Below are 24,478 nucleotides of genomic sequence, written 5' to 3'. Positions count from 1 at the left end.
GGCCCACAGACGGCCCCGGCAGCACCGGGGCCGTCTCTAGTTCGGAAGATCGCGTACGCGCACGTTGCCGGCCTTCAGGATATCGCCGGGTGCTCCGTCGGGTCCGGCGGCCGGGAAGCGGTCTGTTCTTCCCACGGAACTGCCCTAGCTTCCATCCCGTCCGCCGTCGACCCACACGCATGTGGGCCACGTCTCCCGGATGGGGCGGGCTGAAAGAGCTGCCCACCTTCAATCACCCCGCGAAGCTACTCGCAGGAAAAGCCTTGGCCAGCCTGGAGACGCCTGTGGTAGACCGGGCGGTCCGTCTCGACTGTTCCGGAGATCTTCGTGCGTCGCCTCGCTGTCTTCCTCGCTTCGTCCAACGGACACGACCCGGCGCATGCCGAGTTGGCCGCCAGCGTCGGCACAGAGCTGGCTCGGCGCGGTATCGGAGTCGTCTATGGCGGTGGCCGCCGGGGACTGATGGGCGTGATGGCGGACAGCGCGCTGAAGGCGGGTGGCGAGGTCATTGGCGTCATGCCGCGCAGCATGGTCGAGCGCGAGTGGGCGCACGAGGAGGTGACGGAGCTGGTCATATGTGACTCGATGCACGAGCGCAAGGCACTCATGGCCGAGTACGCCGACGCCTTCGTCGCCCTGCCCGGCGGCCTCGGCACCCTGGAGGAGATCTTCGAGGTGTCGTCCTGGCGCCAGCTGGGGTTCCACACCAAGCCCGTCGGCTTCCTCGACGCTGGAGGCTTCTGGACGCCGCTGCTCGGGGCTCTGCGCGGCATCGCCGACTCCGGCTTCCTCTCCGCGTCCACTCTGGAAGACCTCGCCATTGCCCCCGACCTGCCCGGCCTGCTGGACGTGCTGGATGAGCGGCTGCGTAGCATCCCGCAGCCCGCGCACGGAGAGAGCCTGCGGTAGTTGATCAGGAGCTGAGACGACCTGTCTCCTGCAATCCCTCCATCACCACCACTGTCCCCAGCTCCCGTCCCGTACGCCACTCGGTGGAAACCGCTGGTAGAAGCCTTGCGGGGCCGTCGGCTTGCTTCTCCGACCCGGAGACGACGTCCGTGTACCTGGGCTCGCTCACCGGGGCCTGACGGGTCCGTCCCCGTGGGTACCGGCCGTGGGCGCCGTACCGGGACGTACGGCGCCCAGGACCGGATAGCTGGCCATCGGTGACACCGTGACCTTCTCACCCGGCCGGGGCGCCTGCACGACCTTCCCGCCGCCCACGTACATCGCCACGTGGGTCGCCTCCGGGAAGTACACCACCAGGTCGCCCGGGCGCAGCCGGTTCAGCGGGACCCTGGCCAGCCGGTTCCACTGCTCCTGGCTGGTGCGCGGGATGGGGGTGCCCGCGTGGGACCAGGCCCGTGAGGTCAGGCCCGAGCAGTCGTACGCGTCGGGGCCCTGCGCGCCCCACTGGTACGGCTTGCCGATCTGGTCCATGGCGTAGCGGACGGCACGGTCGCCGGCCGGGGTGGCCGCGCGGTCGGCGGGCAGGGCGCCCGCGGTGGTCAGGCGCTGCTGGGCCGCGGCGACCCCCTGCTGCTCCAGCCGGGCCACGGCCGCGAGCTGGGCCGGGGTGAGACCGGCCAGCAGGCGCTCCACGTCGGCGAGCTTCCCCCGGACGTCGTCGCGCTGCCGCTGCTGCCGGGCGGCCAGGCCGAGCTGGGTGTCCAGGGCCCTGCGGGCCGCGCGGGCCAGCGCGTCCTTGCGCTGCTCCGCCGCGGTCAGCCGGGCCACCGTACGGGCCCGCTCGCGTGCCAGTTCGCCGAGGACGTGGCCCTCGTCCAGCGCGTGCTGCGGGTCGGGCGCGAGGAGCACGCGCACGTACGGCCCGAGGCCGCCGCTGCTCTGGTACTGCTGCCGGGCCAGGCGCCCGGCCTCGGCCCGGCTGTCCCGCAGGAGGAGCCGGGCACCGGCGAGTTCGCCGTCGAGCCGGGCCACCTCGGCGCGCTGCCGCTCCAGCCGCTCGGTCGTGGCGTTGTAGGTCTCGGTGGCCTGCTCGGTCCTGCGGTACAGCCGCTGAAGGTCCGTCAGCAGTCCGGCGACGGACCGCTGGGGGTCCGGCGCGGCCGCGGCGGGCACGGGCGCGAGGACGGCCTGGGCCGCCACCGCCGTCGTACAGGCCAGACGCAGAAGCCTTCCTGACACGTCATCACCTCCGCTGCGCGGGAAACGGAATCTCCGCTTCCCGGCGCAACCCGATAATCAGACGTGTCGGTGCCGGCTGGATACGAAGCCTGCGCGGTTCGGCGCAGCGGTTTCACCCGTTCGCGTCGTCCGGCTTGACGGACGGCGTGGCGTCCGGCCGGGACCAGGGCCAGCGGAGCTTCCCGCCCGACCGGTCGTCCGGGTCGTACCGGTACTTCCACCCCTGGATCAGCCCCAGCCTCCTGCTGTGCCCCCTCGGCACGCGGCGGTAGACCAGCACCGTGGGCGGGCCGCCCCCGGGGTCCGGGACGGGGATGCGGTACGTCTTCGGGGGGTGCCCGGTGGGGCCGACCAGGACGGGCAGCACGCGCCCGTCCATGGGGCCGCCCTCGAACGGGGTGTCCTGGCTCTTCACGGGTCCAGTCTCAGCCATCCGCCGACAGCGCGGTGACCAGCGCGGCCGTCTGCGGGTCCCGGCCCGCGGTGACCGTGAGGACGGCCAGGAACTGCTCCACCAGCCAGTCGCGCAGCTCCTCCACCGGGGGCTGCTTGCCCTCGTCCAGCCAGATCAGGGAGGCCGCCTCCACGGCCGTGATCCACATCCGGACGGTCATGCGCAGCCGGGGACCCGGGTCCACGACGCCGAGGTGCTGGTGGATGTGCTCGGCGGCGGACCGGCGCACCCCGTCCACGATGGCGGTGGTGCGGGAGGTCTCCACCACGCTGCCGCCTTGCAGCAGCGCGCTGAAGCCGGTGTCGTGCCCGTCCACGAAGGCCAGGTAGCGGTCCAGGGCGCGGGACAGCCGGGGCAGCAGGGGGCCCTCGCGGGGCTCGTCGAAGCACTGCCGCAGCTCCTCGGCGGCGGAGCGCAGCGCGGCCTCGTAGAGCTGCTGCTTGCCGCCGGGGAAGTACCGGTACACCAGCGGCCGCGACACCCCGGCCGCCTCCGCCACGTCGTCCAGGGAGACGTCCTCGGGCGCGCGGTGCGCGAAGAGGCCCAGGGCCGCGTCGAGGAGCTGGCTTCGCCGCTCCTCGACGCTGAGCCGGCGGTATGCGGGGGTGGCCGACGGGGTCATGCCCCGCAGCCTAATCGCCGCGCGGCCCCGGCCGGCTTCCCCGCGGCTCCGGCCGTCTTCCGGCCGCCGGTCCGCGGTGGCCGCCCGGGCGGTTCCCTAGGCCAGCAGGCCGGAGGACCTCCACAGACGCCGCCCCACACCCCGCAGCACCCCGATGTCGTCCAGGAAGTCCGTCAGCCGCTTCGCACCGGTCTGCATGACCTCCCGCCGGTGCGCACTGGCTTTCACCTGCGCCATCGCCTCCCGCTTGTCCAGGCCGATGTTGGTGTAGACCTCCGGGTTGACGAAGGCGACCGAGAAGACGCGGGCGAACTCGCCCGAGGTGACCCGGGTGAACTCCTGCGACCACTTCGGCGCGGTCACCATCTGGCGCCGCAGCTCCTCACGGGCGTACCGGACGTGCCGGGCCTCCTCGACCACGTGGATGCGGGTGACGCCCCGGATCAGGGGCTGCACCCGCTCGTCGGGGAACGTCAGCCGCTGCATCCAGTCCAGCACCTCCTCGCCGAGCAGCGTGGCGGTGAAGGAACCGGGGGTCGTGGAGATCGTCTTGAACAGCCGGCCCAGGTTCTGGTGGGCGCGGCTCACCGGGTACCAGGGCGTGCCGCCGTGCGAGATGAGCCGCGCGAACATCTTCGAGTGCCGGCACTCGTCCTCGATCTCGGTGAGCGCGTACCGCACGTGCGCGCTCGTCGCGGCCTTGTCGTAGATGTGCCGGACGAGCAGCTGCATGAGGATGATCTCGAACCAGATGCCGAGCGAGGCCAGCGCGGCGGCCTCGTGCTGGGAGAGCAGGATGCGCTGCTCCTCGCTCATCCGCTTCCACATCGGCGTGCCGTACAGCGACACCAGCTCCGGCGGCCAGTACCACTTGCCCTCCTCGAAGGGCGCGTCCCAGTCCAGCTCCTTGTCCGGGTCGAAGGAGTGCTTGGCGGAAGAGACGAGCAGCCGTTCGGCCACCTGTTCCCGGTCCTTGAGCAGGCCGAGCGCGTCGCGCAGCCCCTCCAGCGCGTCCGCTTCCGTCAGGGTCGTCATGGCTCCCTCACCTCGTTACCCGGGGGTAGTCGTCCTGCCTCTTATGAGACTGCCTGTCAGCAAGGCCGTCAATCCCTTGGGCATGACTTGTTGAGCCGGCGTCCGCGTGTGAGCCTGCGGGGTATGCCGACCCACGAGCTCTACGCCAACGAGCCGGGAGACTCCCCCTGGCAGGTGCCCGCCGCCGGCGCGGCCCGGTTCAGCTGGGAGTACGACGACGGCCGCGACCGCCTCCTCGCCCTGTACCAGAAGGGCAAGGACAAGCAGTGGGACGGGCGGACGCGGATCGACTGGGACTTGGAGGTCGACCCCTGCGACGCCCTGGGCACACCCGACGAGGCGATGTCCCTGTACGGCACCCCGTACTGGGACAGGCTCTCCGAGCGGGACAAGGGCGAGCTGCGCCGGCACTACGCCTCCTGGCAGTTCAGCCAGTTCCTGCACGGCGAGCAGGGCGCGATGATCTGCGCGGCGCGGATCGTGGAGTCGGTGCCCGACCTGGACGCCAAGTTCTACTCCGCGACCCAGACCATGGACGAGGCCCGGCACGCCGAGATCTACGGCCGGTTCCTGCACGAGAAGATGGGCCTCGTCTACCCGATCAACGACAACCTCCGGTCGCTGCTCGGCGACACCCTGAGCGACAGCCGCTGGGACATGCCCTACCTCGGCATGCAGGTGCTGATCGAGGGCCTGGCACTGGCCGCCTTCGGCATGATCCGGGACACCACGGACAAGCCGCTGCCGAAGCAGATCCTCACGTACGTCATGCAGGACGAGGCCCGGCACGTGGCCTTCGGCCGGATGGCGCTGCGCGACTACTACAAGCAGCTCACCGACGCCGAACTGCGCGAGCGCGAGGAGTTCGTCATCGAGGGCTGCCACCTGATGCGCGACCGGCTGCGCGGGGTCGAGGTCCTGGAGAACTTCGGCATCCCCAAGGCCGACGCGGAGGCGCTGAGCGAGCGCTCCGAGTTCCTCCAGCTCTTCCGCAAGCTGCTGTTCAGCCGCATCGTCCCGTGCGTCAAGGACATCGGGCTGTGGGGCAGGCGGCTCCAGCAGGCCTACGTGGACATGGGTGTGCTGGAGCTGGGCGACTCCGACCTGGACCTGCTGATGGCCCAGGACGAGGAGCTGGCCGAGCGGCTGGACGCCGAGCGCTTCGCCGCCGAGGAGCGGGAACGGGTGGCCGAGGTGGAGACGGCGATCGCGTCGGGGGCGGCGGAGGACTGACCGGCGCGGCACGCGGTGCCGGTCCGTCACCCGGGTGCAGTAGCGTGCTGGCGTGTCCATGCCTCCGCCGCCGCAGAATCCCGGCCCCTACGGCCAGCAGCCCCCGCACCAGCCGGGGCCGTACGGCGGGCAGCCCCCGCAGGCCCCGGGCCCGTACGGCTCCCCGTATCCCCAGCAGCCCTACCCGCAGCAGCAGCCGTACCCGGCCCAGCAGCCCTACCCCGCCCAGCAGCCGTACCCGCAGCAGCCCTATCCCGGCTGGGGCGTGCCGCCGATGGCCCCGCCCTCCAAGAAGCGGCGGATCGGTCTGGTGCTCGGCATCGTGGGCGGTGTCGTCGCGGCCGTCGTGGTGCTGCTCATCGCGCTCGGCATGGTCGCCGAGAGCGGCTTCCCCGCGGCGGAGCACAAACTGACCCTGCCCCGCACGCTGCTCGAAGGGAAGTACCGGCTCGTCGACGACCTCTCCGGGTCCGAGGGCAGGAAGATCAGCGAGGAGGCCGACGGGGCCTGGGACGCCAAGGACATCCACGGCGTCGTCGGCACCTACAGCCCCGGCGGCGACGAGACCAAGGGCACCCTGGTGGTGTCCGGCATGTACGGCCGGTTCAAGAACACCGACGAGGCCCGCACGAACATGATGAAGGGCGCCGGCGAGGGCGCCGGCGCCACCGTCGCCGTACCGGCGAAGGAGTTCGAGCTGGACGGCGTCACCATCAGCTGCGAGGTGATGACCGAGGAACACCTCGGCACGAAGGTCACCGTGCCGGTGTGCGCCTGGGCCGACGGCAACACCGGGGCCACGGTCGCCGAGGTGGCCACGGCGGCCATGGACCAGGACCCCTCGGACGTCGACCTGGAGGCGTTCGCGCACAAGACCCTCACGATCCGCTCGGAGATGCGGGGACCGATCGGCTGACCCGCGCTCATGGTCCGCCCGGGCGCCGGGGGCCGGGGGCCGGGGGGCGAGGAGCTGAGCTTCACGATGCGCCCGGGGTGCTGGGTGGATGGGCTGAGCCTTGCGATCCGCCCAGGGCACGGGTCAATCCGCCGACCCTCGCCATGCGCCGCGGCACGGGACCGATGGGCCGGCCCTCACGATCCGCCCCGGGGCGCGGTACCGGTCGGCCGGTCCCGCGATCCGCTCGGGGGCGCCGGAGCCGGCTGCGGGGTCTCACCGTCCCAGCACCGCCCGCATCACCTCCCGCGCGATCGGCGCCGCGTCCCCGCCGCCGCTGATCTCGCCCCGGTCCGCCGAGGCGTCCTCCACCACCACCGCGACCGCCACCTGCGGCTCCGGGGTGTTCTCGGCCTGCGCCCAGGAGACGAACCAGGCGTAGGGCACCCCCGCGTTGCCGAGCCCGTGCTGGGCGGTGCCGGTCTTGCCGCCGACCAGCGCGCCGGGGATGGCCGCGTTGGTACCGGTGCCGTCCTCCACCACGCCGGCCATCAGCTCCTTCATCAGGGCCGCCGTGGACGGACGCATCACCTGCCGCCCCGGCCGGGCCGCGCTGCCGGAGACCGTCTCGCCGCCGTGCCGGGTGGTCCGCTCCACCAGGTACGGCGGACGCAGCCGGCCTCCGTCCGCGACCGCCGCCGCGACCATCGCCATCTGCAACGGCGTGGCCCGGGTGTTGTACTGACCGATCGAGGACAGCGCCAGCTGCGCCCTGTCCACCCGCGTGTCGAACGTGCTGGGCGCCACGGAGAACGGGATGCGCACCCCGGTGTCGTTGAACCCGAACGCCTGGGCCGTGGTCGTCATGTCCCGCACCCCCACGTCCACGCCCAGCTTGGCGAAGACCGTGTTGCAGGACCACTCGAAGGCGTCCCGCACCGACGCGTCCCGGCAGCCGTCGCCCTCGTTGGTCAGCCGGGTGGTGGTCCCGGGCAGCCGGTAGGGGTCGGGGGAGTCGGTGCGCGCGTCCAGATCCCTGACCACGCCCGCGTCCAGCGCCGCCGCCGCGGTGACCACCTTGAACGTCGACCCCGGCGGATACGTCTGCCGCACCGCCCGGTTGAGCATCGGCTTCTCCGGGTCCTGGTTGAGCCGCGCCCACGCCGACGTCACCGCCTCGCTGTTGCCGGACAGCTCCGAGGGGTCGTACGACGGGCTGCTCACCAGCGCCAGGACCCGGCCCGTGGCCGGCTCGACCGCGGCCACCGCGCCCTTCCGCCCGGCGAGCCCCCGGTACGCGGCCTCCTGCGCCTGCCGGTTCAGGGTCGTGACGACGTCGCCGCCGCGGTTCGGCGCCCGCGTCACGTCGGTCCACAGCGGCAGCGGCGCGAGCGCCGGATCGGTGCCGGAGAGCACCCCGTCCGCCGCGTGCTCCAGGTACGTGGTGCCGTACTTCTGCGAGGAGAAGCCGGTGACCGGTGCGTACAACGGGCCGTTGCCGTAGGTGCGTTCGTAGCGCAGCTGCTCGCCGGTGTCCACGGACCCGGTGACCGGCACGCCGTCCACCAGGATGTTCCCGCGCGGCACCTGGTACCGGGCGATCGCGGCCCGGCGGTTCGCCGGACTGCCGTTGTACTCCTCCGACCGCACCACCTGCACCCGCGTCGCGTTGGCCAGCAGCGCCGCCAGCAGCAGGGCGCAGAACACGCACGCGTGCCGGATGTACTTCCCCATCGGGCGCCCGCCGTCGGGAAGGCCGTACTCGGTCACGGTGCCTCCCGGCCGTCGTACTGGCTGCGCGCCGAATCGCTCACCCGGACCAGCAGCGCCACGATCGCCCAGTTGGTGACCACCGAGGAGCCGCCCTGGGCGAGGAACGGCATCGCCATCCCGGTCAGCGGGATCAGCCCGGTGACCCCGCCCGCGATCACGAACACCTGGAGCGCCACGATCGAGGCGAGCCCGACCGCGAGCAGCCGGCCGAACGGCTCGCGCAGCGCCAGGCCCGCCCGGTAACCCCGCTCCACCAGCAGGGCGTACAGCAGGACGATCCCCGCCAGCCCCGTCAGGCCCAGCTCCTCACCGGCGGTGGCCAGGATGAAGTCCGACTTGGCGGCGAAGCCGATCAGGATGGAGTGGCCGAGCCCGAGCCCGGTGCCGAGGAACCCGCCGGCGGCGAAGGCGAACAGCGACTGGGAGAGCTGGTTGGGGCCCTGCCCGGCCTCGATGGTGGCGAACGGGTGCAGCCAGTCCTCGATCCGCGCGCCCACATGCGGTTCCAGCCGCCCCACGGCGAACGCGCCGAGCACGGCCAGCAGCAGCCCGACCGCGATCCAGCCGGTGCGCCCGGTCGCCACGTACAGCAGCACCACGAACAGCCCGAAGAACAGCAGCGAGGTCCCGAGGTCCCGCTCCAGCACCAGCACGCCCACGCTCACCAGCCAGATCGTCAGGATCGGCCCGAGCACCCGCCCGGTCGGGAACTGCAACCGCCACAGCCGGCGCCCGGTGTACGCGAGCGCGCTGCGGTTGGCGGCCAGGTAGGCGGCGAAGAACACCGCGAGCAGCACCTTCGCGAACTCGCCCGGCTGGATGGAGAACCCGGCGATCCGGATCCAGATCCGGGCCCCGTTGACCGGCGGGAACAGGATCGGCAGCGCCAGCAGCACCAGGGCCGCCACCACACAGACGTACGCGTACCGCTGGAGCACCCGGTGATCGCGCAGCACCAGCACGACGGCGATGAACAGACCCACCCCCAGCGTGGACCACACCAGCTGCGCGGGGGCCGCCCGGTCACCCGGTGTCTCCAGGTCCAGCCGGTAGATCAGGACCAGCCCGAGCCCGTTGAGCAGCACGCCGATGGGCAGCGGCAGCGGATCGGCGTACGGCGCCCGGATGCGGACCGCGACATGCGCGGACAGGGCGAGCACGCCGAGCCCGGCGCCGTACCCGACGGCACCGGGCGGCACGGTACCGGCCCGCGCCAGCCCCACCGCGCAGTAGCCGTACACGGACAGCAGGACGGCCAGCACGAGCAGGGACAGCTCGACGCCCCGGCGCCGCGGCAGGCGCACGGCACGCGCGGGAGCGGGAGCCGCCGCCAGGGTGGTTCCGGCCTTCGTCATGTCCGGAACCTACCTAAACGGGGCGTCTTGTGCGGGGAGGGCGGGGCCGCGCCCCCGAAGGGCGGGACCGTGTCGGCGCCGGCATGCGGCTCCGCCGCGTGGCCCGCCAGCGACCGCACACGGCGGGAAGCCCGACCACCACAGGCGGCCCCCGGGCTCTACTCGGCCACAGGCAGCGTCAGCGTCGCCACCGCGCCCCCGTCCACCGCGTTGGCGAAGGTCAGTGAGGCGCCCAAGACCTCCGCCTGGCCCACCGCGATGGTCAGCCCCAGCCCGTGCCCCGTGGCCCCGCCCTCCGTACGGAACCGCTGCGGGCCGTGCGCGAGGAGGTACTCCGGATACCCGGCCCCGTGGTCCCGCACGGTCACCACGGGTCCGTCCACGGTCAGCACCACCGGGGGCGCCCCGTGCCGGTGCGCGTTGGCCACCAGGTTCCCCAGCACCCGCTCCAGCCGCCGCCGGTCGGTGTCCACCCGCGCGTCCCGCAGCACGCGCACCTCCGTCCGCGTACCGGACGCCCGCACCACCCGCCCGGCCAGCGCGCCCAGTTCCTCCGTGTCGGCCTCCAGCCGCTCCCGCCCGGTGTCCAGCCGCGAGATCTCCAGCAGGTCCTCGGTCAGCGTGCGCAGCGCCGCCACCCGGTCCCGGACCAGCTCCGTCGGCCGCCCCGGAGGCAGCAGCTCCGCCGCCGCGTGCAGCCCGGTCAGCGGAGTGCGCAGCTCGTGCGCGACGTCCGCGGTGAACCGCTGCTCGCTCAGCAGCTTGCCCTGGAGGCTCGCGGCCATCGTGTCCAGGGCGGCGGCCACCGCCGCGACCTCGTCCTGCGGACGCGTCGCGTCCCGCGTCCGGGGGTCGTGCACCCGGGCGTCCAGGTCGCCCGCGCTGATCCGCCGGGCCACCCGCGCGGTGCCGTGCAGCCGCCGGGTGACCCGGGTCACCGCGAACACGCCGACCAGGACGGTCGCGCCGATCGCCAGCCCCGACGACCACAGGATCGACTGGTCGAGACCGGCGATGGTGCGGGACTGCTGCGAGTAGTCGACCTCCACGGCCAGTGCCCGGTGCCCGGCCGCCGGCCCCGCCGCCCACATGGTCGGACGCCCCCGGTACGAGGCCACCATCGTGCCCCGCTGCCCGGCCAGCGCGAGCGTCCGCAGTGACGCGGGCAGCCCCCGCGGGTCCACACCGGCGCCCGGCAGCAGGGTGTCCCCGGCCTCGTACGCCTCGGTGGCGTCCGCGAGCCGTGACAGCGCCAGGTCACGGGCCTGGCCGACGGTCTGGTTCCGCACCGACACGTGCACCAGCACGCCGAGCAGCGCGGCCAGCGCGCAGCACATCACCGTGATGAACGCCGCGGCCTTGACGGCGAGGGTCCCGGCCCACCGGGGCAGCGCGAGCCGCATCACGGGCTCTGCGCGGGGGAGGGCGACGGGGACGGCGTCTTGCCGTGCCGGCCGTCACCGACGTGCAGGTACTCGTCGCGGGAGAACACCATCGCGCGCTGCCCCGGGTCCCACAGCCAGGTGGTGCGGTACTCGTAGCCGGAGATGTCGGCCGGCGAGCGTTCGATCAGCGCCCGGCCGGCCAGCTCCACCCCGGTGATCGCGTCGTTGTCCGCCAGCACCTGCACCAGCCCGTGCCGCTCGACGGTGTAGACCCGTACGGCCGTCTGGTTCGTCGGGTACAGCCGGAAGCCGAGCGTCAGATCGGCCCGGCCGTCCCCGGTGAGGTCCCGGTAGTACGGCTTCAGCAGCGGGCACCGGGACCGCTCCCCGCCCGGGCGGCACTCCTTCAGCCGGTCCACGGTCCCGTGGAAGGCGCCCTTCGACCCGTAGTCGTCGGGGTGCGCCTTCAGTTCCGCCTCCACCACGTCCACCGGGTCCACCCGGCGGATGTCGTCACCGGGGACCGTGACGCCCCGCACCGTCGCCCGCGTCGCAACGTCGTACGGGTAGGCCGGGCTGGACGCCGGACGCAGATCGGGCCAGAGCCGGGCGGGGCTGACGGCGGTGGGGGCCGGCCCGGCGCCGCGCAGCTCGCCGGTGTCCCCGCAGGCCGTCGCGGTCGCCGCGAGCAGGGCGACGGCGGCCACGGCGAGGGCGGTGCGCGCGGGACGGGGGACTGGCATGGTCACATTCTGACGGAAGTGAGCTTTGTGCTGCTTCGGGGGTCCGGGGTGGGCAGGGGGACAGGCTGATCGTGCCCGGCGTCCGGCGGGGCTACTCGGCCAGCTCCTCCAGCAGCCGCACGGTCGACAGACCCGCCCGCAGGTACTCCACGAACAGCTCGTTGTGCAGCGCCCAGGACGAGCGCCGGGCCCGGATCAGCTGGATCGCCTGGTCGGCCGAGTCACCCCGCTGCACCAGGGCGTGCGCGATCACCAGCCCCGAGCGGTTGTACCCGTGGTAACAGCGCACGAGCACCCGGCGGCCGGTGTCCAGCGCCTCGTTCGCCGCGCGCGCCAGCCGGATCACCCCGGCGAGCTGCGTCCCGTCCAGCGGACCGTCCGGGATCGGCCACACATGGTGCTCCACGCCCGGATCAGGACCGTACCCGGGCAGCCGCAGCAGGGACTGCACCACATCGAACTCGTCCTGGACGACGGCGAACTCCAAGCGGCCGGACCCGCCCCGGAACTCGTGCCCGCCCATCCACAGGCCGGGCACGATCTCGCTCCACGGGCTGTCCGGAGCCGGTACGTCGGGCTGCTTTCCGCGGGTCCGCAACGGCGCCTCCCCAACTCTCCCTCACCGGGACGCCCTCCACGGTAACCGGTCTTGCCCCGGGAGCACCCCGCCTGTTCCCATGGTCGAGGGGTGATGGCGCATGAGCGGACTGCGCGTGGTGCCGGCCTTCCGGCACGGCCGGGAACGGCTGTACGTCTGCCGCGAGGACGGCGGCAATATCGCCTGGTACGACCGGGAGACGGGCCGGGTCAACCTGCTCGGCGAGGACAGCAGGGACGAGGTGCTCCACGCCCTGAAGCCCTTCCTGACCGGCCCGGTGACCGTGGGCCCGCCCCCGGTCCCGACCCCCGCCGAACTCGCCCGGCTGACCCTGCACCCGGACGACGACCTGGCCCCCAACCGCCCCGGCGAGGCCCTGCTGGTCGCCCTCGACCGCGACCCCGGCCCCGCCCACCGGCTGCGCCCCGACCCGCGCCGCCGCGCCCTGACCGCCGAGCAGAGCGTCGGCGAGGCCCTGGACGGCCTGGAGGGGGCCGGCTGGCACACCCTGCACTCCCTCCCCCTGCCCGGCGGCGACCGCATCCACCACCTGGTGATCGGCCCCGGCGGTCTGTACGCCGTCCACGCCCTGTACGCCCGCAAGGGCCGGGTCCTGGTCGCCGACCCGATGGTCACCCTGGGCCGCCACGAGCCCGAGCCGCTGCTGCGCCGGCTGCGCGCGGACGCGGACCGCGCCTCCTACGCCCTGACCGCGGAGGTCCACCCGCTGCTGGCCCTCGTCAGCCCGTCCGAGGTGACGGTGACGGCGCAGCCGCGCGGGGTCCGGATCATGACGGACACGGAACTGGCGAACCTGTCCCGGCTCGGCGGGGTGCTCAAGCCGGCGGACGTGGAGGCCCTGCACGGGATGGCCCGGGACCGGAACACGTGGGGGAGGGTGTAGCGGGGGGCTTGTGCGAGGCGGTGACCCCGACGGGCACGGCGCCGACGGGCCTGCCCCGGCTGGGCGGGGTGTTCGGGCCGGCGGGGATGGAGGCGCCGCACGGGACGGCCCCGGAGTCGTGGCGGAGGCGGTCCGCGCGGGGTCGGGATCACGACGGGCACGGCGCCGGCGGGGCTGCTCCGGGTGGGCGGGCAGGGTGTTCGGGGCGGCGGACGTAGGGGCGCTGCACGGGACGGCCCCGGAGTCGTGGCGGAGGCGGTCCGCGCGGGGTCGGGATCACGACGGACCCGGAGCCCGCGGGGCTGCCCCGGCTGGGCGGGGTGCTCGGGCCGGCGGGGATGGAGGCGCCGCACGGGACGGCCCGGGAGTCGTGGCGGAGACGGTCCGCGCAGGGTCGGGATCATGACGGACCCGGAGCCGGCGGGGCTGCCCCGGCTGGGCGGGGTGTTCGGGGCGGCGGACGTGGGGGCGCTGCACGGGATGCCCTGGGACCGCTCGCGGAACCGGGCCGCGCGGGCGGCTGACGTGCGCCGTCACGGCAGCTGGACCGCCGACCGCCGGTCCAGCAACGGCTCCATCAGGTCCCCGTGGTCCCGCAACCGTGCAGCCATGTCCTCCGCGTGGATCTCCAGCTGCCCAGGACTGCGGCAGCCGGCCACCTCCTCCCAGGTCACCGGCGCGGACACCAGGGGGAGGCGGCGGGCGCGCACGGTGTAGGGGGCGGCCGTGGTCTTGCGCGCGGCGTTCTGGCTCCAGTCGACGAACACCTTCCCCGGCCGCAGGCTCTTCGTCATCCGGTGCACCACCAGCCGGGGCATCGCCCGCTCGGCCTCCACCGCCAGCGCCTTCGCGTAATCGGACGTCCGCTCGGAAGAGCTCCCGCGCACCGCCGCCAGCAGATGCAGCCCCTTGGACCCCGCCGTCTTCGGGTACGCCTCGATCCCGTCCGCCGCGAGCCGCTCCCGCAGCCACAGGGCGACCTCGCAGCAGTGCACGATCGTCGCGGGCGCGCCCGGGTCGAGGTCGAGGACCAGCCGGTCCGCCTCCAGCGGGGACCGCACCAGCCACTGGTGGGTGTGGAACTCGGTGACGAGGTTCGCCGCCCAGACCAGGCTCGGCAGGTCCTGCAGCACGACCATCCGGGCCGGGCTGTCCGCCGACGACCGCGGGACCTCGGCCGTGGTGACCCAGTCGGGCGTACCCGGCGGCACGTTCTTCGTGAAGAACAGCTGCCCCTCGGGGCCGTCCGGATAGCGCAGGAAGGACACCGCCCGGTCGCGCAGGTGCGGCAGCAGGGCCGTGGCGGTGGTCGCGTAGTAGTGCAGCAGCTCCCCTTTGGTGAAGCCGGTCTCCGGATACAGCACCTTCTCCAGGTTGCTGAGCGCGATCCGGCGCCCCTCCACCTCTGTGATAGGCGTCATAGGATGACAATCCCAGACGAACCGGGCGAATCGGCAACGGGAAGGGTGCGGCACGTGCGATCGATATGGAACGGCGCCATCTCCTTCGGGCTCGTCAGCATCCCGATCAAGCTGGTGAACGCCACGGAGAGCCACGCCATCTCCTTCCGGCAGATCCACACCGAGGACAACGGCCGCATCCGCTACCGCAAGGTGTGCGAACTGGAGGACCGCGAGGTCAGCCAGGGCGAGATCGGCAAGGCGTACGAGGACGCCGACGGCTCGATCATCCCGATCACCGACGAGGACCTCTCCCACCTCCCGATCCCGACCGCCCGCACGATCGAGATCGTCGCCTTTGTACCGGCCGAACGGATCGACCCGCTCCAGATGGGCGCGGCCTACTACCTGGCCGCCGGCGGAGCCCCCGCCGCCAAGCCGTACACGCTCCTGCGCGAAGCACTCAAACGCAGCAACAAGGTCGCCATCGCGAAGTACGCCCTACGCGGCCGGGAACGCCTCGGCATGCTCCGCGTGGTCGGCGACGCCATCGCCATGCACGGCCTGCTCTGGCCCGACGAGGTCCGCTCCCCGGAGGGCGTCGCCCCCGACACCGACGTCACCATCCGCGACAAGGAACTCGACCTCGCCGACGCCCTGATGGACACCCTCGGCGAGGTCGACCTGGAGGACCTGCACGACGAGTACCGGGAGGCGCTGGAGGAGGTCATCGCCGCGAAGGCCTCCGGCGAGGCCCCGCCCGAAACCCCGGAGCCCGCGGCCGGCGGCAAGGTACTGGACCTGATGGCAGCCCTGGAGAACAGCGTCCGCGCGGCCCGCGAGTCCCGCGGCACCCCGCCCCCCGGCGAGGAGGCCGAGGTCAGACCCCTGCGCCGGGGCCGACCCGAGCCGAAGGAGACGGAGGGCAAGAAGTCGACGTCCACGAGGAAGCCGGCCACGACGAAGAAGACGGCGCCGGCCCGCAAGTCGACGGCCAGGACGGGGGAGGGGACGAAGAAGACGACCACGAAGAGCACGGCGACGGCGAGGAACGCGGGGGCCTCGAAGGGTACGGGGGCGTCGAAGAGTACGGCGGCGAAGAAGACGGCGACGAAGAAGACGGCGTCACGCAAAAGCACGGCGTGAGGATCTGTCCGATTCACGCTCTTTACGCAGAGCCCTCCCTCTGCCGAACCTGCCCACAGGGTCTTGGTCGCGCGAAGGGGGGAGGCGCCTGCCCGGGCGCCGGCGACGATGGATGCTGCCTCGATGGCCACTCTGCTGGCCGCGCTCACCACCGCGCTGGTGGCGCTCATGGGCTACTGGATCAACCAGCACGCCAAGCGCCGTGAGCAGAAGAGCCGCATGTACGCGGAGGCGCTCCAGGTCATCCACTCCTACGAAGACCTCCCCTACCTGATCAGATGCCGCCCCGCGTCAGACCCCCCGACCAGGGCGGCGCTGGCCCAGCAGATCAGCGATGTCTTCACGAAGGTCAACCTGCACCAGAACCTCCTGCTGATGGATTCCTACGTAGTCGGCGAGGCGTACGCCGACCTGTTCCAGCAGACCCGCCGCCACGCCGGCCCCCACCGACTGGAGGCCTGGAACACACCCCCCGTCGCGACCGACTCGGACATGTCCGGGAGGGCGTACTTCCCCTACGACAACCAACCGGAGCAGGAACTGTGCCTGTTGGCGATGCGAAGAGAACTGACCCCCTGGGGCTGGCTGCTCCGCCCCCACACCCACCGGCACATACGCCGCCTACGACACCAACGCACCCCATGGTCCGAACCCGACTTCATGAGAGAGACCCGCGCCAGGCTCCTGTCACCCAGGGGCGGAGGGAGCTCGGACAGGTGATCAGCGGGTGGGGAAGACGAGCCGCAGTACGACCTCCCCGTCATCGATCTCCCCGGTGGGCTGGAAACCGAACTTCTGGTAGAAGGGCCACGGTTCACCCTCGCCGGGATCGTAGCTGGTCAGCAGCTCGGTGGCGCCATCCGCACGCACCAGGGCGGCGACCTGTGCGAGAGTCTCCCGGCCGATCCCTCGCCTCTGGTGCCGCTTGTCGACGAGGAGGCGCCAGATGAAGTGGCGCCCTTTGTAGGGACCAGCCGGCGGCTTCCACGACAGCATCACGAACCCGACCGGCTCGTCACCGACGTACACCGCGCGGTACCAGGGATTGGCCTCCGGGTGCTGTGCCGCCTGCTTGAGCGACTTGGACACGGAGGCGACGAACTGCTTCTGATCACGCCGGACGCGAAGGGCACGAACGGCATCCCGGTTGTCGTCGGTGACTTCTCGCAGGTGCACGCCGGGAGGCTCCATGCCACACCCTTTCCCAGATGTGCGCAGCCACTATCAAGGACGCCAAATCGGACGTCTTGGCAGCGTATGCGGCACCGTGGACGCGAAACAGGACCGGCACGCCGGACGGTGACTGTCCCGAGGCGGCTGCGCACGGGGTTGTCCTAGTCGCCGAGAAGGGGGCTGTGGCGTTCGGTGAGTGGGCCGACGCCGAGATCCTCACGCATGAGCGCGCGCATCTCGGCGGCTGCCTTGCCGCGGGCCTGCCAGCGGGCGCGGTCCTCCGGACTGCTGACAGCGGTGCCGTCGGCGTAGCCGTCGCAGATGCTGCGAAGGCAGTGGAACACGCGGTTGGAGGCATTGACGACAGGCTGAGGCGCGATGAGCCACATCCGTTCAGAGGCGATGGCCATGCCGGACCCCCGAAAGGCTTCGCGCAACGCAAGCGCCCGCTCGTCATCGGACGCGTGCCCTCGCTCGGCCAGGGCCCGCAGGTTCTCCCCGAGGACCTTCACGGTGGTCGTGTACTGCGTGTAGACGTCGAGCCGCAGCCGAAGGGCGTCCTTGGCATCCTCACGCTTCCACCGATTCCGATCGGCGACGAGAGGAGCGACGATCCCGATCGCGGCCCCGACCAGGGTGGAGAGCAGTGGCAACCAGTCCATGCGGGCCAGCTTGGGGCATCTGGTAACGACGGCACCAGATGGACGAGTCAAGGACGAACCGATGCCGCCGGCGCCGAGCGTGCGGGCAACAGCGTCGAGGTCCTGTCGAGCCGCTACGCGAAGTGCATCGACGGCTGCCAAGCTATCGCTAACCGCAAGATCGAGGAGTTGTCCTGGACAGTCCAGGGGCCCTCACCATCGCTGTGACGTGACTTTGCCGTGCCAAATCGATCGGTCTACGGTTGTTTTCGGGATCTCCCTGACGTCCGCACCCTCAGTCTATGAGGAGGCGGGGCTCAGCGAGCTACCTCGCTCTGACCGCGGAACGGAGGTCGAATGACACGGATTTTCCAAGCCAAGGCATCGTTCGGTACGCGGAAAACGACTGGAGCGAGAAGAGATCATGGCAGCGACGAAGAAGATACTGGTGATCGTCACCAACGTCGGTGAGTACGAGAAAGTCGGCATGCGTACGGGGCTGTGGCTGGGGGAGCTGACTCACTTCTGGGACGTGGCTGCAGAGGGTGGTTACACCATGGACATCGCCAGTCCTCAGGGTGGCAAGATCCCGCTGGATCCTGAGAGTCTTTCTCACGAGGTCCTGGCGGAACTCGGCACCGAAAAGCGGTACCGAGACCGAGCGTTCATGGATCTCCTGGAAGACACGCGGAAGATCTCCAACGTGCACCTCGACGACTACGACGCGATCTACCTCACGGGTGGTCACGGAGTGATGTTCGACTTTCCGCAGACCCCTGAGCTGGAAGAACTGATGGCGCGGTTCTACGAGTCGGGACGCGTTGTGTCTACGGTCTGCCACGGCGGGACCGGCCTGCTCAACGTCGTCCTGAGCAACGGCGACCCTCTCGTGAAGGGGAGGAGGGTCACGGGTTTCTCCTGGCCCGAAGAGGAACTGGCGAACCGAGCAGACGCCGTCCCCTACAACTTGCAGGAGAGGTTGAAGGAACTCGGGGCCGACTACAGCACGGCCGACAAGCCCTTCGAGTCTTATGTGGTCGAGGACGGGCGGCTGATCACGGGCCAGAACCCTGGTAGTGCCAGGGGAGTGGCAGAGGCGGTTCTGAAGCAGTTGAGCACGGCCTGAGCGCAGCATCACCAGAGCCGAGCCGGCCCGGAGGCAGTCTGCCGTAGACGGCTGGTCCCGAAAGGCGGGCTGACCCGTCGCGGCGAGGCTCCCGACCCTCGAAGCCGTCCGGTGGCGTCCTCGTCTGTTCCGGCTGACCAGGGCGAATGCGCCAAGATCCTGTGCACGAATAGTCCCCGGTCCCCGTCCCAGGGCCGCTCAGCGCTGCACAGGCCTGCACATACGCGAAGACCCCGGCCTCAGCGTTTCCGCTGGTGACGGGGTCTTTTTGGGCACCTCATAAGGGGTGCCCCCGGCAGGATTCGAACCTGCGCACACGGCTCCGGAGGGGGCTTCTGACTTGTGTAAATGTGCAAGTCACAGAGCCTAGGGGCGCCTGCTGAGATCACCCTGTCCACAGGTAGTCCACGGCCTGGCGCTGGAAGCAGTCACGAGGGCACAGCAGGAACCAGTAGTTCCCGCCGCGACACCGATGGCAGCGGCCAGGAACACGAGTGCTCCCCGATGAGTCTCGACACGCATTCGACAGCGTACCCAAACCCTGCCGACGCCCTCGCGGTGTGTGAACGAACCTGAGTCTCTTGTCAGTGCCGTATGCAACACTGTCTCCCGGTTTTGATCAATGGGGGATCGATGGACGAGATAGGACAAGTAGTCGTTGCCGCTGGGCATCTGGCACTGAAACCGCGAGGCCGTCGGTGGGCCCATGCCTCCCTGTGTGTCCTGGACGCCGTCTTCTCTATCAACGCTCACTACGAGCGGCACACGGTCCCGACCTGCCACCGCTACGCGGGCTGGGCTGGCATCTCAGACCCGCTGTCAGGTAGTGCGCAACTCCCTGTCCGCGACGAACAACCGCTACAAAGCTTCGTTACGCACATCCAGACCCACGGCGAAGCGGCATTTTCTTCGGAGATCTTGCAGAACAAGCAGCGCACACGGGCAAACCGCGATGCTCCGCTGAAGGTGGCTGCTGCCCGTCAATACGCCGAGATCCTGGTATCCCACGGCATTACAACCCTCGCTGAAGCCAACGCGTCGCTCGCTGACTGGGACACGCTAAAGGCCGTTGAGCGTGACCTCGCGGGGGTTACCGGCCACGGCTCCGGCGCACGTCTCGCCTACCTGTGGATGCTCTTGGGGGACGACAGCCGCATCAAGCCGGACCGGATGGTTCTTCGATGGCTGCAAACAGTGCTGCAGCACACGGTGACCACGGCCCAAGCGATCGAACTCATCACTGAGGCTGCGGCACGCTTGAGGTGCACACCGTGGGAGCTGGACCACGCGATCTGGGAAAGCCAGCGGAAGGTCTGACCGCTCGACAGCCATTCGCGCCCCACTCCGGATGGCGTCTGCTTCAGCCGTCTGGGCTGGTCAGAGGGATGGGTAGGTCTCGAGAGCGGCTGCTCGCCCACCACCTGTCCGATGGGTGCGGGGCTAAATGCCCTGACCCCACGGTGGGTTGTCAGACCTCAGTGTCATGCTTGCTTCTGATGACCGCGTCGCTTCATGCGTCGGCCGCACCGACAACACGCGCACAATCTGACAGAAGGTACGCAAACCTCTGATGGACTCCGCCTTCACAGTTCTCGCCACTCCTGGACAGCTCACCGCTCACAAGGTCTACGAAGTCCTCCGTGACCACAATGGGGGCCCTCTGGAGTTTGACCGAATTCTCACGGAATTGGGTGACGGACAGATCGCCGGCAGCACCCTCGCGCAAGAGCAGCTGCTTGAAGCGTTGTTGAGGGATGACAGATTGCGTTCGGCGCGAGGATATCGACAGCGCTTTTCGATGTCCGGGAGGTCTATTCGCCTCCGCCCTCCCGGCAACCGAGCTGAGTTGGCCATTGAACAAGAAAATGAGCAAGTCAAGGAGCAGCTGCTGAAGCAGTTGCGAGAAGTTCCTCCGGAAGTTTTCGAGCACATTGTAGCTGATTTGTTCACTGCGATGAGATACGAAGACGTAAAGGTCACTAGAAGATCTAAGGATGGTGGCGTTGACGTCCGAGCCACTCTCGTAGCAGGCGGCGTTATGACAGTACCTACCGCCATCCAAGTGAAGCGCTGGTCGAAACCGGTAACCGTCAAGGAGGTTAGAGAACTCAGGGGCACGCTGAGGGCCGGTACGCAGGGGATCATCGTGACCACCGGAAAGTACACTAAAGATGCTCCCAAGGAGGCCCTGGATGATGCTCTCACTCCAATTCACCTGATCGATGGCCGGTTGTTGACTGATTTGCTAACTGAGCACGGTATTGGAGTCCAGGCGTCGCGTCTTTCCCTCCTTTCCCTCGACTTGGAGGCATTGGCAACTATTACAGGCAAGGCTGGGAGCCCTATTCAAGGAAGCCCCTCCCAACCGTCTCAAAATGCTCAGCCGCGCTACTACATCGAGAAGATGCCATCGGATCGAGGCAAGGATCTTTTGGACTGCATCGTCTCTATGACCGACCTTGCCGATGGTCAGCCGAGTTGGGATGACTACGTCGCCAAATTCCAGGAGCGGTTTCCTACGATTACGCGCTCCGATGAGGCGCGTCGACGGTCGCGTGTCCTGGTTTCCCTAGGTCTAGTGGATGTTGAGAATGATCACATGAACTTGACCCTGGCTGGTCGGAAATTGCTGGAATACCCGGATTCAAGCTTCCTCCTCGAGCTGTTTCTAAGTCGTATCGTGGGTGCCCGGGAAATCGAAGAACTGTCCAGGTCTCTCACAAGGGCGGATCTACGCAAAAAACTCCAGGATGGATCCCTAGCGGGGCTTACCCCTACTCAAGCGACACTGGTCGAGAAGTGGCTCAGTCACATAAAGAGGCCTGCCGCTTCCCGATAGCACACGCGGTGGCCAACGCGGCGGCGAGCGTCAGGTGCTGCACCCCTCGCGTTTGCTCATAGCCGGGCTACGTTTACCGTCGCAAGGGCTGGCCGGCGTGCGTGACAACCGTCCACTGCCAGACAGCCGCCTGCTGGCGCTTTGGGGGCATCTTTGTCGTTGCGTGGGTGTGCCGGTCCAATGTCTTCTACTCTGCTGATGGTGTCGTTACCTGGACGCAGGTGTCTGTTATGCAGCAAATCTGGGGTAGTGAGCGTCGCCGGACGGCGATTGGGCGGATGACGCTGTCGGTGCCCGCGCGTCAAGCGCTGGCGGACCGCCAGTTGGTACCTGAGCGGACGATCCTCGACTACGGCTGTGGCCGTGGTGACGATGTCAGAGCTTTGCAGCGACTGGACTGCCAGGTGGCTGGGTGGGATCCGTATTACCGCTCCGACACCCAGCTGGTCGCCAGCGACGTGGTGTTGCTGACCTACGTGTTGAACGTGATCGAGGATCCGGTAGAGCGTCGGCAGACCTTGGAGCAGGCGTGGGAGCTGACCTCGACGCTGCTGGTTGTCTCAGCCCGGCTGACGTGGGAGAAGTCAAAGGTCCACGGTCAGGAGTTCGGTGACGGCCTGCTCACGAGCCGGCAGACGTTCCAGCATCTTTATGCCGCGAGTGAGCTGCGGGAGTACGTGGAGCAGGTGACTGGCGCGCGGGTGGTGGCGGCTGCGCCCGGGGTCGTCTACGCGTTTCGGGACGAGGGCGCCCGTCTGAGCTATCTGGCGCAGCGGGTGATCCCGGATGCCGAGTGGCTTGCTTCCGAGGACACTGCCTCAGCGGTGAGTGCGGTGGTGGACTTCTTCGAGCGTAGGGGACGTCCGCCGCGGATTGAGGAGATGCCGCGGACCGTTGCGGAGCTCTTGGCTCACCTGCGGCCCGGCGACGTGAAGCGCCTGGTGCGGGATGGTGCTGATCCTGAGCGGGCCACTGCGGGGGCTAAGCGATCGACGTTGAACACGTTGCTCTACCTGGCGGTGGAGCTGTTCAACGGTCGCGGGCCGTTCGGGAGTCTGCCAGTGGGCTTGCAACAGGACGTGCGCACGTTCTTCAGTTCCTACAAGGAGGCGTGTCAGCGGGCTGACCGACTGTTGTTGAAGCTCCGCGACGACGGCTATGTGCGCAATGCCATGAACGCCTCCATTGCCGGCAAGGTGACACCAACGGCGCTGTACGTGCATCGACGCGCGCTGGAGCGGATCCCGACGGTGTTGCGCTTGTACGAGCACTGCGCATCGATCGCTGCCGGTCGCCCGGAGCAGTGGACCGTGGCCAAGCTCAAGCACCAAGGGCGAGCGGTCTCGTGGCTGGACTACCCGGACTTTGACAAAGACCCGCATCCGCGGATCCGGTCCTCCTACATGGTGGACCTGCAGACGCTTGAAGCTTCCCACCTCTCATACGAGAGCTCGGCCAACCGGCCGCTGCTGCACCGCAAGCACGAGTTTCTGGCACCAGATGATGCGGACGTGCCGCGATACCGCCGGTTGACCGAGTCTGAGATGCGGGTGGGGTTGTATGAACGGCCGCATCTGATCGGGACCGAGAACGGCTGGGAGGCCGAGCTCGTCAGGTGCGGCCGGCAGCTGCGCGGGCACCGGCTGGTGCGTCGCTCCGAGGCGTAGGGCTGGTCAACCTTCCTGAGGCTGCATGCTGGCGATGGTCTCGGCGAGCGGGAGGGGATCGAAATCGGCTGCCTGGGAAGGGAACCAGGAAAGACGCAGCCCGTTGGCAGCCACGGCGTCGTCCAGGCCCATTGCCTGAAGGACGTGACTGGGGGTGTAAGAGGCGCTGGTGCAGGCCGAGCCGGTGGCGATGGCGACCTGGTCTTTGAGGCGGACGATGAGTGCTTCGGCATTCAGCTCATCGAAGCTGACGTTGAGGATGTGGGGGACGCTGTGCTCGGGGTCTCCGTTGAGGCGGAAGCGCGTCGTGCTGAGCGCAGCAAGGATCCGCTCGCGCATCGCCTTCGCCTCCCGCTCCCACGTTTCCCGGCTCTCGGTGAAGATCTTTGCGGCCTCGCACAGGCCCATGATCAATGGAACAGCGAGGGTGCCGGGGCGCAGTTTGCGCTCCTGACCACCGCCGAACATGATCGGCTCCAGCGGCACCTTGTCCCATCCTCGCCGGCGGGTGATAAGAGCGCCGACGCCCTTCGGGGCGCCGATCTTGTGGCCGGAGATGCTGATCAGGTCGATGGGCGCCATCAGGTCGGCGGGGACTTTGCCGTAGCCCTGGGCGGCGTCGACGTGCAGATATGTGGGCGTGCCGCGCAGCTTCTCGGCGAGTTCGGCGACCGGCTGGATGACGCCGGTTTCGTTGTTGACGTGCATCAGCGACACGACCAGGGTGTCCGGGCGTAGCCGCTCCAGCACGGCGTCGGCGGTGATGCGGCCGCTGGGGCCGGGGGAGAGGAAGTCGACCTCGAAGCCGCGGGTGTCGCGTAGGTGTGTCAGCGGCTCCAGTACCGCCTTGTGCTCGATGGCGGAGGTGATGATGTGCTTGCGACCCGTGAGCTCGCCGTGCGGCGCCAGCCCGAGCAGAGCGATGTTGTTGGACTCCGTCGCCCCGCTGGTGAAGATCACTTCTTCCGTCTTGGCGCCTACGGTGCTGGCGATGAAGGAACGCGCCTGCTGCACCGCCTTCTTGGCGCGTGCACCGTACTCGTGGGTGCGGCTGCCGGCGTTGCCGAAGTCTTCGGTCATCCAGTGCAGCACCACCTCGGCGACCCGCGGGTCCACCCGTGTCGTCGCCGCCACATCCAGATACGCCACCACGGCGCTCACCCGCCTCTTTGCACGCTTCCATAACAGTCGTACGTCAAGTGGTTAACGTACACGCTGGGACCGCAGCGCATGAAGCCATCACCCCAGTACGTCAACATCGTCCTCGCGGTGCTTGTGCCTGTGTCGCTTCGCCGACTGCAGACGCATGGTCGAAGGAGTGGTACGTCATTCTGTGCACCT

General features: G+C 69.7%; 23 protein-coding genes. 10 read left to right on the top strand and 13 right to left on the bottom strand.

Going from position 1 to position 24,478, the window contains the following annotated elements; all coding sequences use genetic code 11:
* Positions 1-327: 327 nt before the first annotated feature.
* Entirely contained in the window at positions 328-909 is a 582-nt protein-coding gene (locus tag AB0947_RS21480; RefSeq protein ID WP_366751938.1) for a TIGR00730 family Rossman fold protein, read from the top strand.
* Between the two features lie 165 nt (positions 910-1,074).
* On the opposite strand, the gene AB0947_RS21475 is transcribed toward AB0947_RS21480, so the two are convergent.
* The 4 genes from AB0947_RS21475 to AB0947_RS21460 form a co-directional block, all read right to left on the bottom strand.
* On the bottom strand, positions 1,075-2,148 hold the full coding sequence (locus AB0947_RS21475; protein WP_366751937.1) for a C40 family peptidase: 1,074 nt from the start codon (positions 2,146-2,148) through the stop codon (positions 1,075-1,077).
* Positions 2,149-2,260: 112 nt separating this feature from the next.
* On the bottom strand, positions 2,261-2,581 hold the full coding sequence (locus AB0947_RS21470; protein WP_366751936.1) for a hypothetical protein: 321 nt from the start codon (positions 2,579-2,581) through the stop codon (positions 2,261-2,263).
* The gene (locus AB0947_RS21465) at positions 2,574-3,224 is read right to left on the bottom strand and encodes a TetR/AcrR family transcriptional regulator (RefSeq protein WP_366751935.1); all 651 of its coding nucleotides are present in this window, start codon (positions 3,222-3,224) and stop codon (positions 2,574-2,576) included. Before AB0947_RS21465 ends, AB0947_RS21470 begins: the two co-directional genes overlap by 8 nt.
* Before the next feature lie 96 nt (positions 3,225-3,320).
* Positions 3,321-4,259 carry a diiron oxygenase gene (locus tag AB0947_RS21460; protein ID WP_366751934.1) on the bottom strand — a complete coding sequence of 313 codons (939 nt, stop codon included), beginning with the start codon at positions 4,257-4,259 and terminating at the stop codon, positions 3,321-3,323.
* Between the two features lie 123 nt (positions 4,260-4,382).
* Here AB0947_RS21460 and AB0947_RS21455 point away from each other — a divergent pair, with 123 nt between their 5' ends.
* Positions 4,383-5,492 (top strand): ferritin-like domain-containing protein, encoded by a 1,110-nt coding sequence (locus tag AB0947_RS21455; protein WP_366751933.1) that lies wholly within the window; start codon positions 4,383-4,385, stop codon positions 5,490-5,492.
* Between the two features lie 58 nt (positions 5,493-5,550).
* Positions 5,551-6,408 (top strand): hypothetical protein, encoded by an 858-nt coding sequence (locus AB0947_RS21450; RefSeq protein WP_366752077.1) that lies wholly within the window; start codon positions 5,551-5,553, stop codon positions 6,406-6,408.
* 255 nt (positions 6,409-6,663) lie between these two features.
* Here the strand turns inward: AB0947_RS21450 and AB0947_RS21445 are convergent, their stop codons facing one another.
* From AB0947_RS21445 to AB0947_RS21425, 5 genes are all read right to left on the bottom strand, one after another.
* The gene (locus tag AB0947_RS21445) at positions 6,664-8,121 is read right to left on the bottom strand and encodes a penicillin-binding transpeptidase domain-containing protein (RefSeq protein WP_366752076.1); all 1,458 of its coding nucleotides are present in this window, start codon (positions 8,119-8,121) and stop codon (positions 6,664-6,666) included.
* A gap of 32 nt (positions 8,122-8,153) precedes the next feature.
* Positions 8,154-9,515: an FtsW/RodA/SpoVE family cell cycle protein gene (locus AB0947_RS21440; protein ID WP_366751932.1), complete on the bottom strand. Its 1,362-nt coding sequence runs from the start codon at positions 9,513-9,515 to the stop codon at positions 8,154-8,156.
* Positions 9,516-9,673: 158 nt separating this feature from the next.
* Positions 9,674-10,918, bottom strand: a complete 1,245-nt coding sequence (locus AB0947_RS21435; protein WP_366751931.1) for a HAMP domain-containing sensor histidine kinase — start codon at positions 10,916-10,918, stop codon at positions 9,674-9,676.
* Complete coding sequence (locus AB0947_RS21430) at positions 10,918-11,643, bottom strand: hypothetical protein (protein ID WP_366751930.1); 726 nt, start codon at positions 11,641-11,643, stop codon at positions 10,918-10,920. The genes AB0947_RS21435 and AB0947_RS21430 overlap by 1 nt, the downstream gene beginning before the upstream one ends.
* Positions 11,644-11,734: 91 nt before the next feature.
* The gene (locus AB0947_RS21425) at positions 11,735-12,241 is read right to left on the bottom strand and encodes a protein phosphatase (protein WP_366751929.1); all 507 of its coding nucleotides are present in this window, start codon (positions 12,239-12,241) and stop codon (positions 11,735-11,737) included.
* A 100-nt stretch (positions 12,242-12,341) separates the two neighbouring features.
* On the opposite strand from AB0947_RS21425, the gene AB0947_RS21420 reads away from it, so the two are divergent.
* On the top strand, positions 12,342-13,145 hold the full coding sequence (locus tag AB0947_RS21420; RefSeq protein ID WP_366751928.1) for a nuclease-related domain-containing protein: 804 nt from the start codon (positions 12,342-12,344) through the stop codon (positions 13,143-13,145).
* A 533-nt stretch (positions 13,146-13,678) separates the two neighbouring features.
* Here AB0947_RS21420 and ligD read toward each other — a convergent pair.
* Positions 13,679-14,566: a non-homologous end-joining DNA ligase gene (gene ligD / locus AB0947_RS21415; protein WP_366751927.1), complete on the bottom strand. Its 888-nt coding sequence runs from the start codon at positions 14,564-14,566 to the stop codon at positions 13,679-13,681.
* 54 nt (positions 14,567-14,620) lie between these two features.
* Between ligD and AB0947_RS21410 the strand changes: the two genes are divergently transcribed.
* Complete coding sequence (locus AB0947_RS21410; RefSeq protein ID WP_366751926.1) at positions 14,621-15,691, top strand: Ku protein; 1,071 nt, start codon at positions 14,621-14,623, stop codon at positions 15,689-15,691.
* Between the two features lie 123 nt (positions 15,692-15,814).
* Entirely contained in the window at positions 15,815-16,411 is a 597-nt protein-coding gene (locus tag AB0947_RS21405) for a hypothetical protein (protein WP_366751925.1), read from the top strand.
* Here the strand turns inward: AB0947_RS21405 and AB0947_RS21400 are convergent, their stop codons facing one another.
* Both AB0947_RS21400 and AB0947_RS21395 read right to left on the bottom strand, forming a co-directional pair.
* Complete coding sequence (locus tag AB0947_RS21400) at positions 16,412-16,867, bottom strand: GNAT family N-acetyltransferase (protein ID WP_366751924.1); 456 nt, start codon at positions 16,865-16,867, stop codon at positions 16,412-16,414.
* 158 nt (positions 16,868-17,025) lie between these two features.
* Positions 17,026-17,526 (bottom strand): hypothetical protein, encoded by a 501-nt coding sequence (locus AB0947_RS21395; RefSeq protein ID WP_366751923.1) that lies wholly within the window; start codon positions 17,524-17,526, stop codon positions 17,026-17,028.
* A gap of 403 nt (positions 17,527-17,929) precedes the next feature.
* Here AB0947_RS21395 and AB0947_RS21390 point away from each other — a divergent pair, with 403 nt between their 5' ends.
* From AB0947_RS21390 to AB0947_RS21375, 4 genes are all read left to right on the top strand, one after another.
* Entirely contained in the window at positions 17,930-18,631 is a 702-nt protein-coding gene (locus tag AB0947_RS21390) for a type 1 glutamine amidotransferase domain-containing protein (RefSeq protein WP_366751922.1), read from the top strand.
* Positions 18,632-19,264: 633 nt separating this feature from the next.
* The gene (locus tag AB0947_RS21385) at positions 19,265-19,948 is read left to right on the top strand and encodes a hypothetical protein (RefSeq protein WP_366751921.1); all 684 of its coding nucleotides are present in this window, start codon (positions 19,265-19,267) and stop codon (positions 19,946-19,948) included.
* A 253-nt stretch (positions 19,949-20,201) separates the two neighbouring features.
* Entirely contained in the window at positions 20,202-21,470 is a 1,269-nt protein-coding gene (locus AB0947_RS21380; protein WP_366751920.1) for a restriction endonuclease, read from the top strand.
* Between the two features lie 230 nt (positions 21,471-21,700).
* On the top strand, positions 21,701-23,137 hold the full coding sequence (locus AB0947_RS21375; protein WP_366751919.1) for a DNA phosphorothioation-associated putative methyltransferase: 1,437 nt from the start codon (positions 21,701-21,703) through the stop codon (positions 23,135-23,137).
* Between the two features lie 6 nt (positions 23,138-23,143).
* Here the strand turns inward: AB0947_RS21375 and dndA are convergent, their stop codons facing one another.
* Positions 23,144-24,298, bottom strand: a complete 1,155-nt coding sequence (dndA, locus tag AB0947_RS21370; protein ID WP_366751918.1) for a cysteine desulfurase DndA — start codon at positions 24,296-24,298, stop codon at positions 23,144-23,146.
* Between the last annotated feature and the right edge of the window lie 180 nt (positions 24,299-24,478).

Origin of the sequence: Streptomyces sp. NPDC047841 (assembly GCF_040704085.1) — a bacterium.
Taxonomy (GTDB): domain Bacteria; phylum Actinomycetota; class Actinomycetes; order Streptomycetales; family Streptomycetaceae; genus Streptomyces; species Streptomyces argyrophylli.
This window is presented reverse-complemented; position numbering and strand designations above follow the sequence as displayed.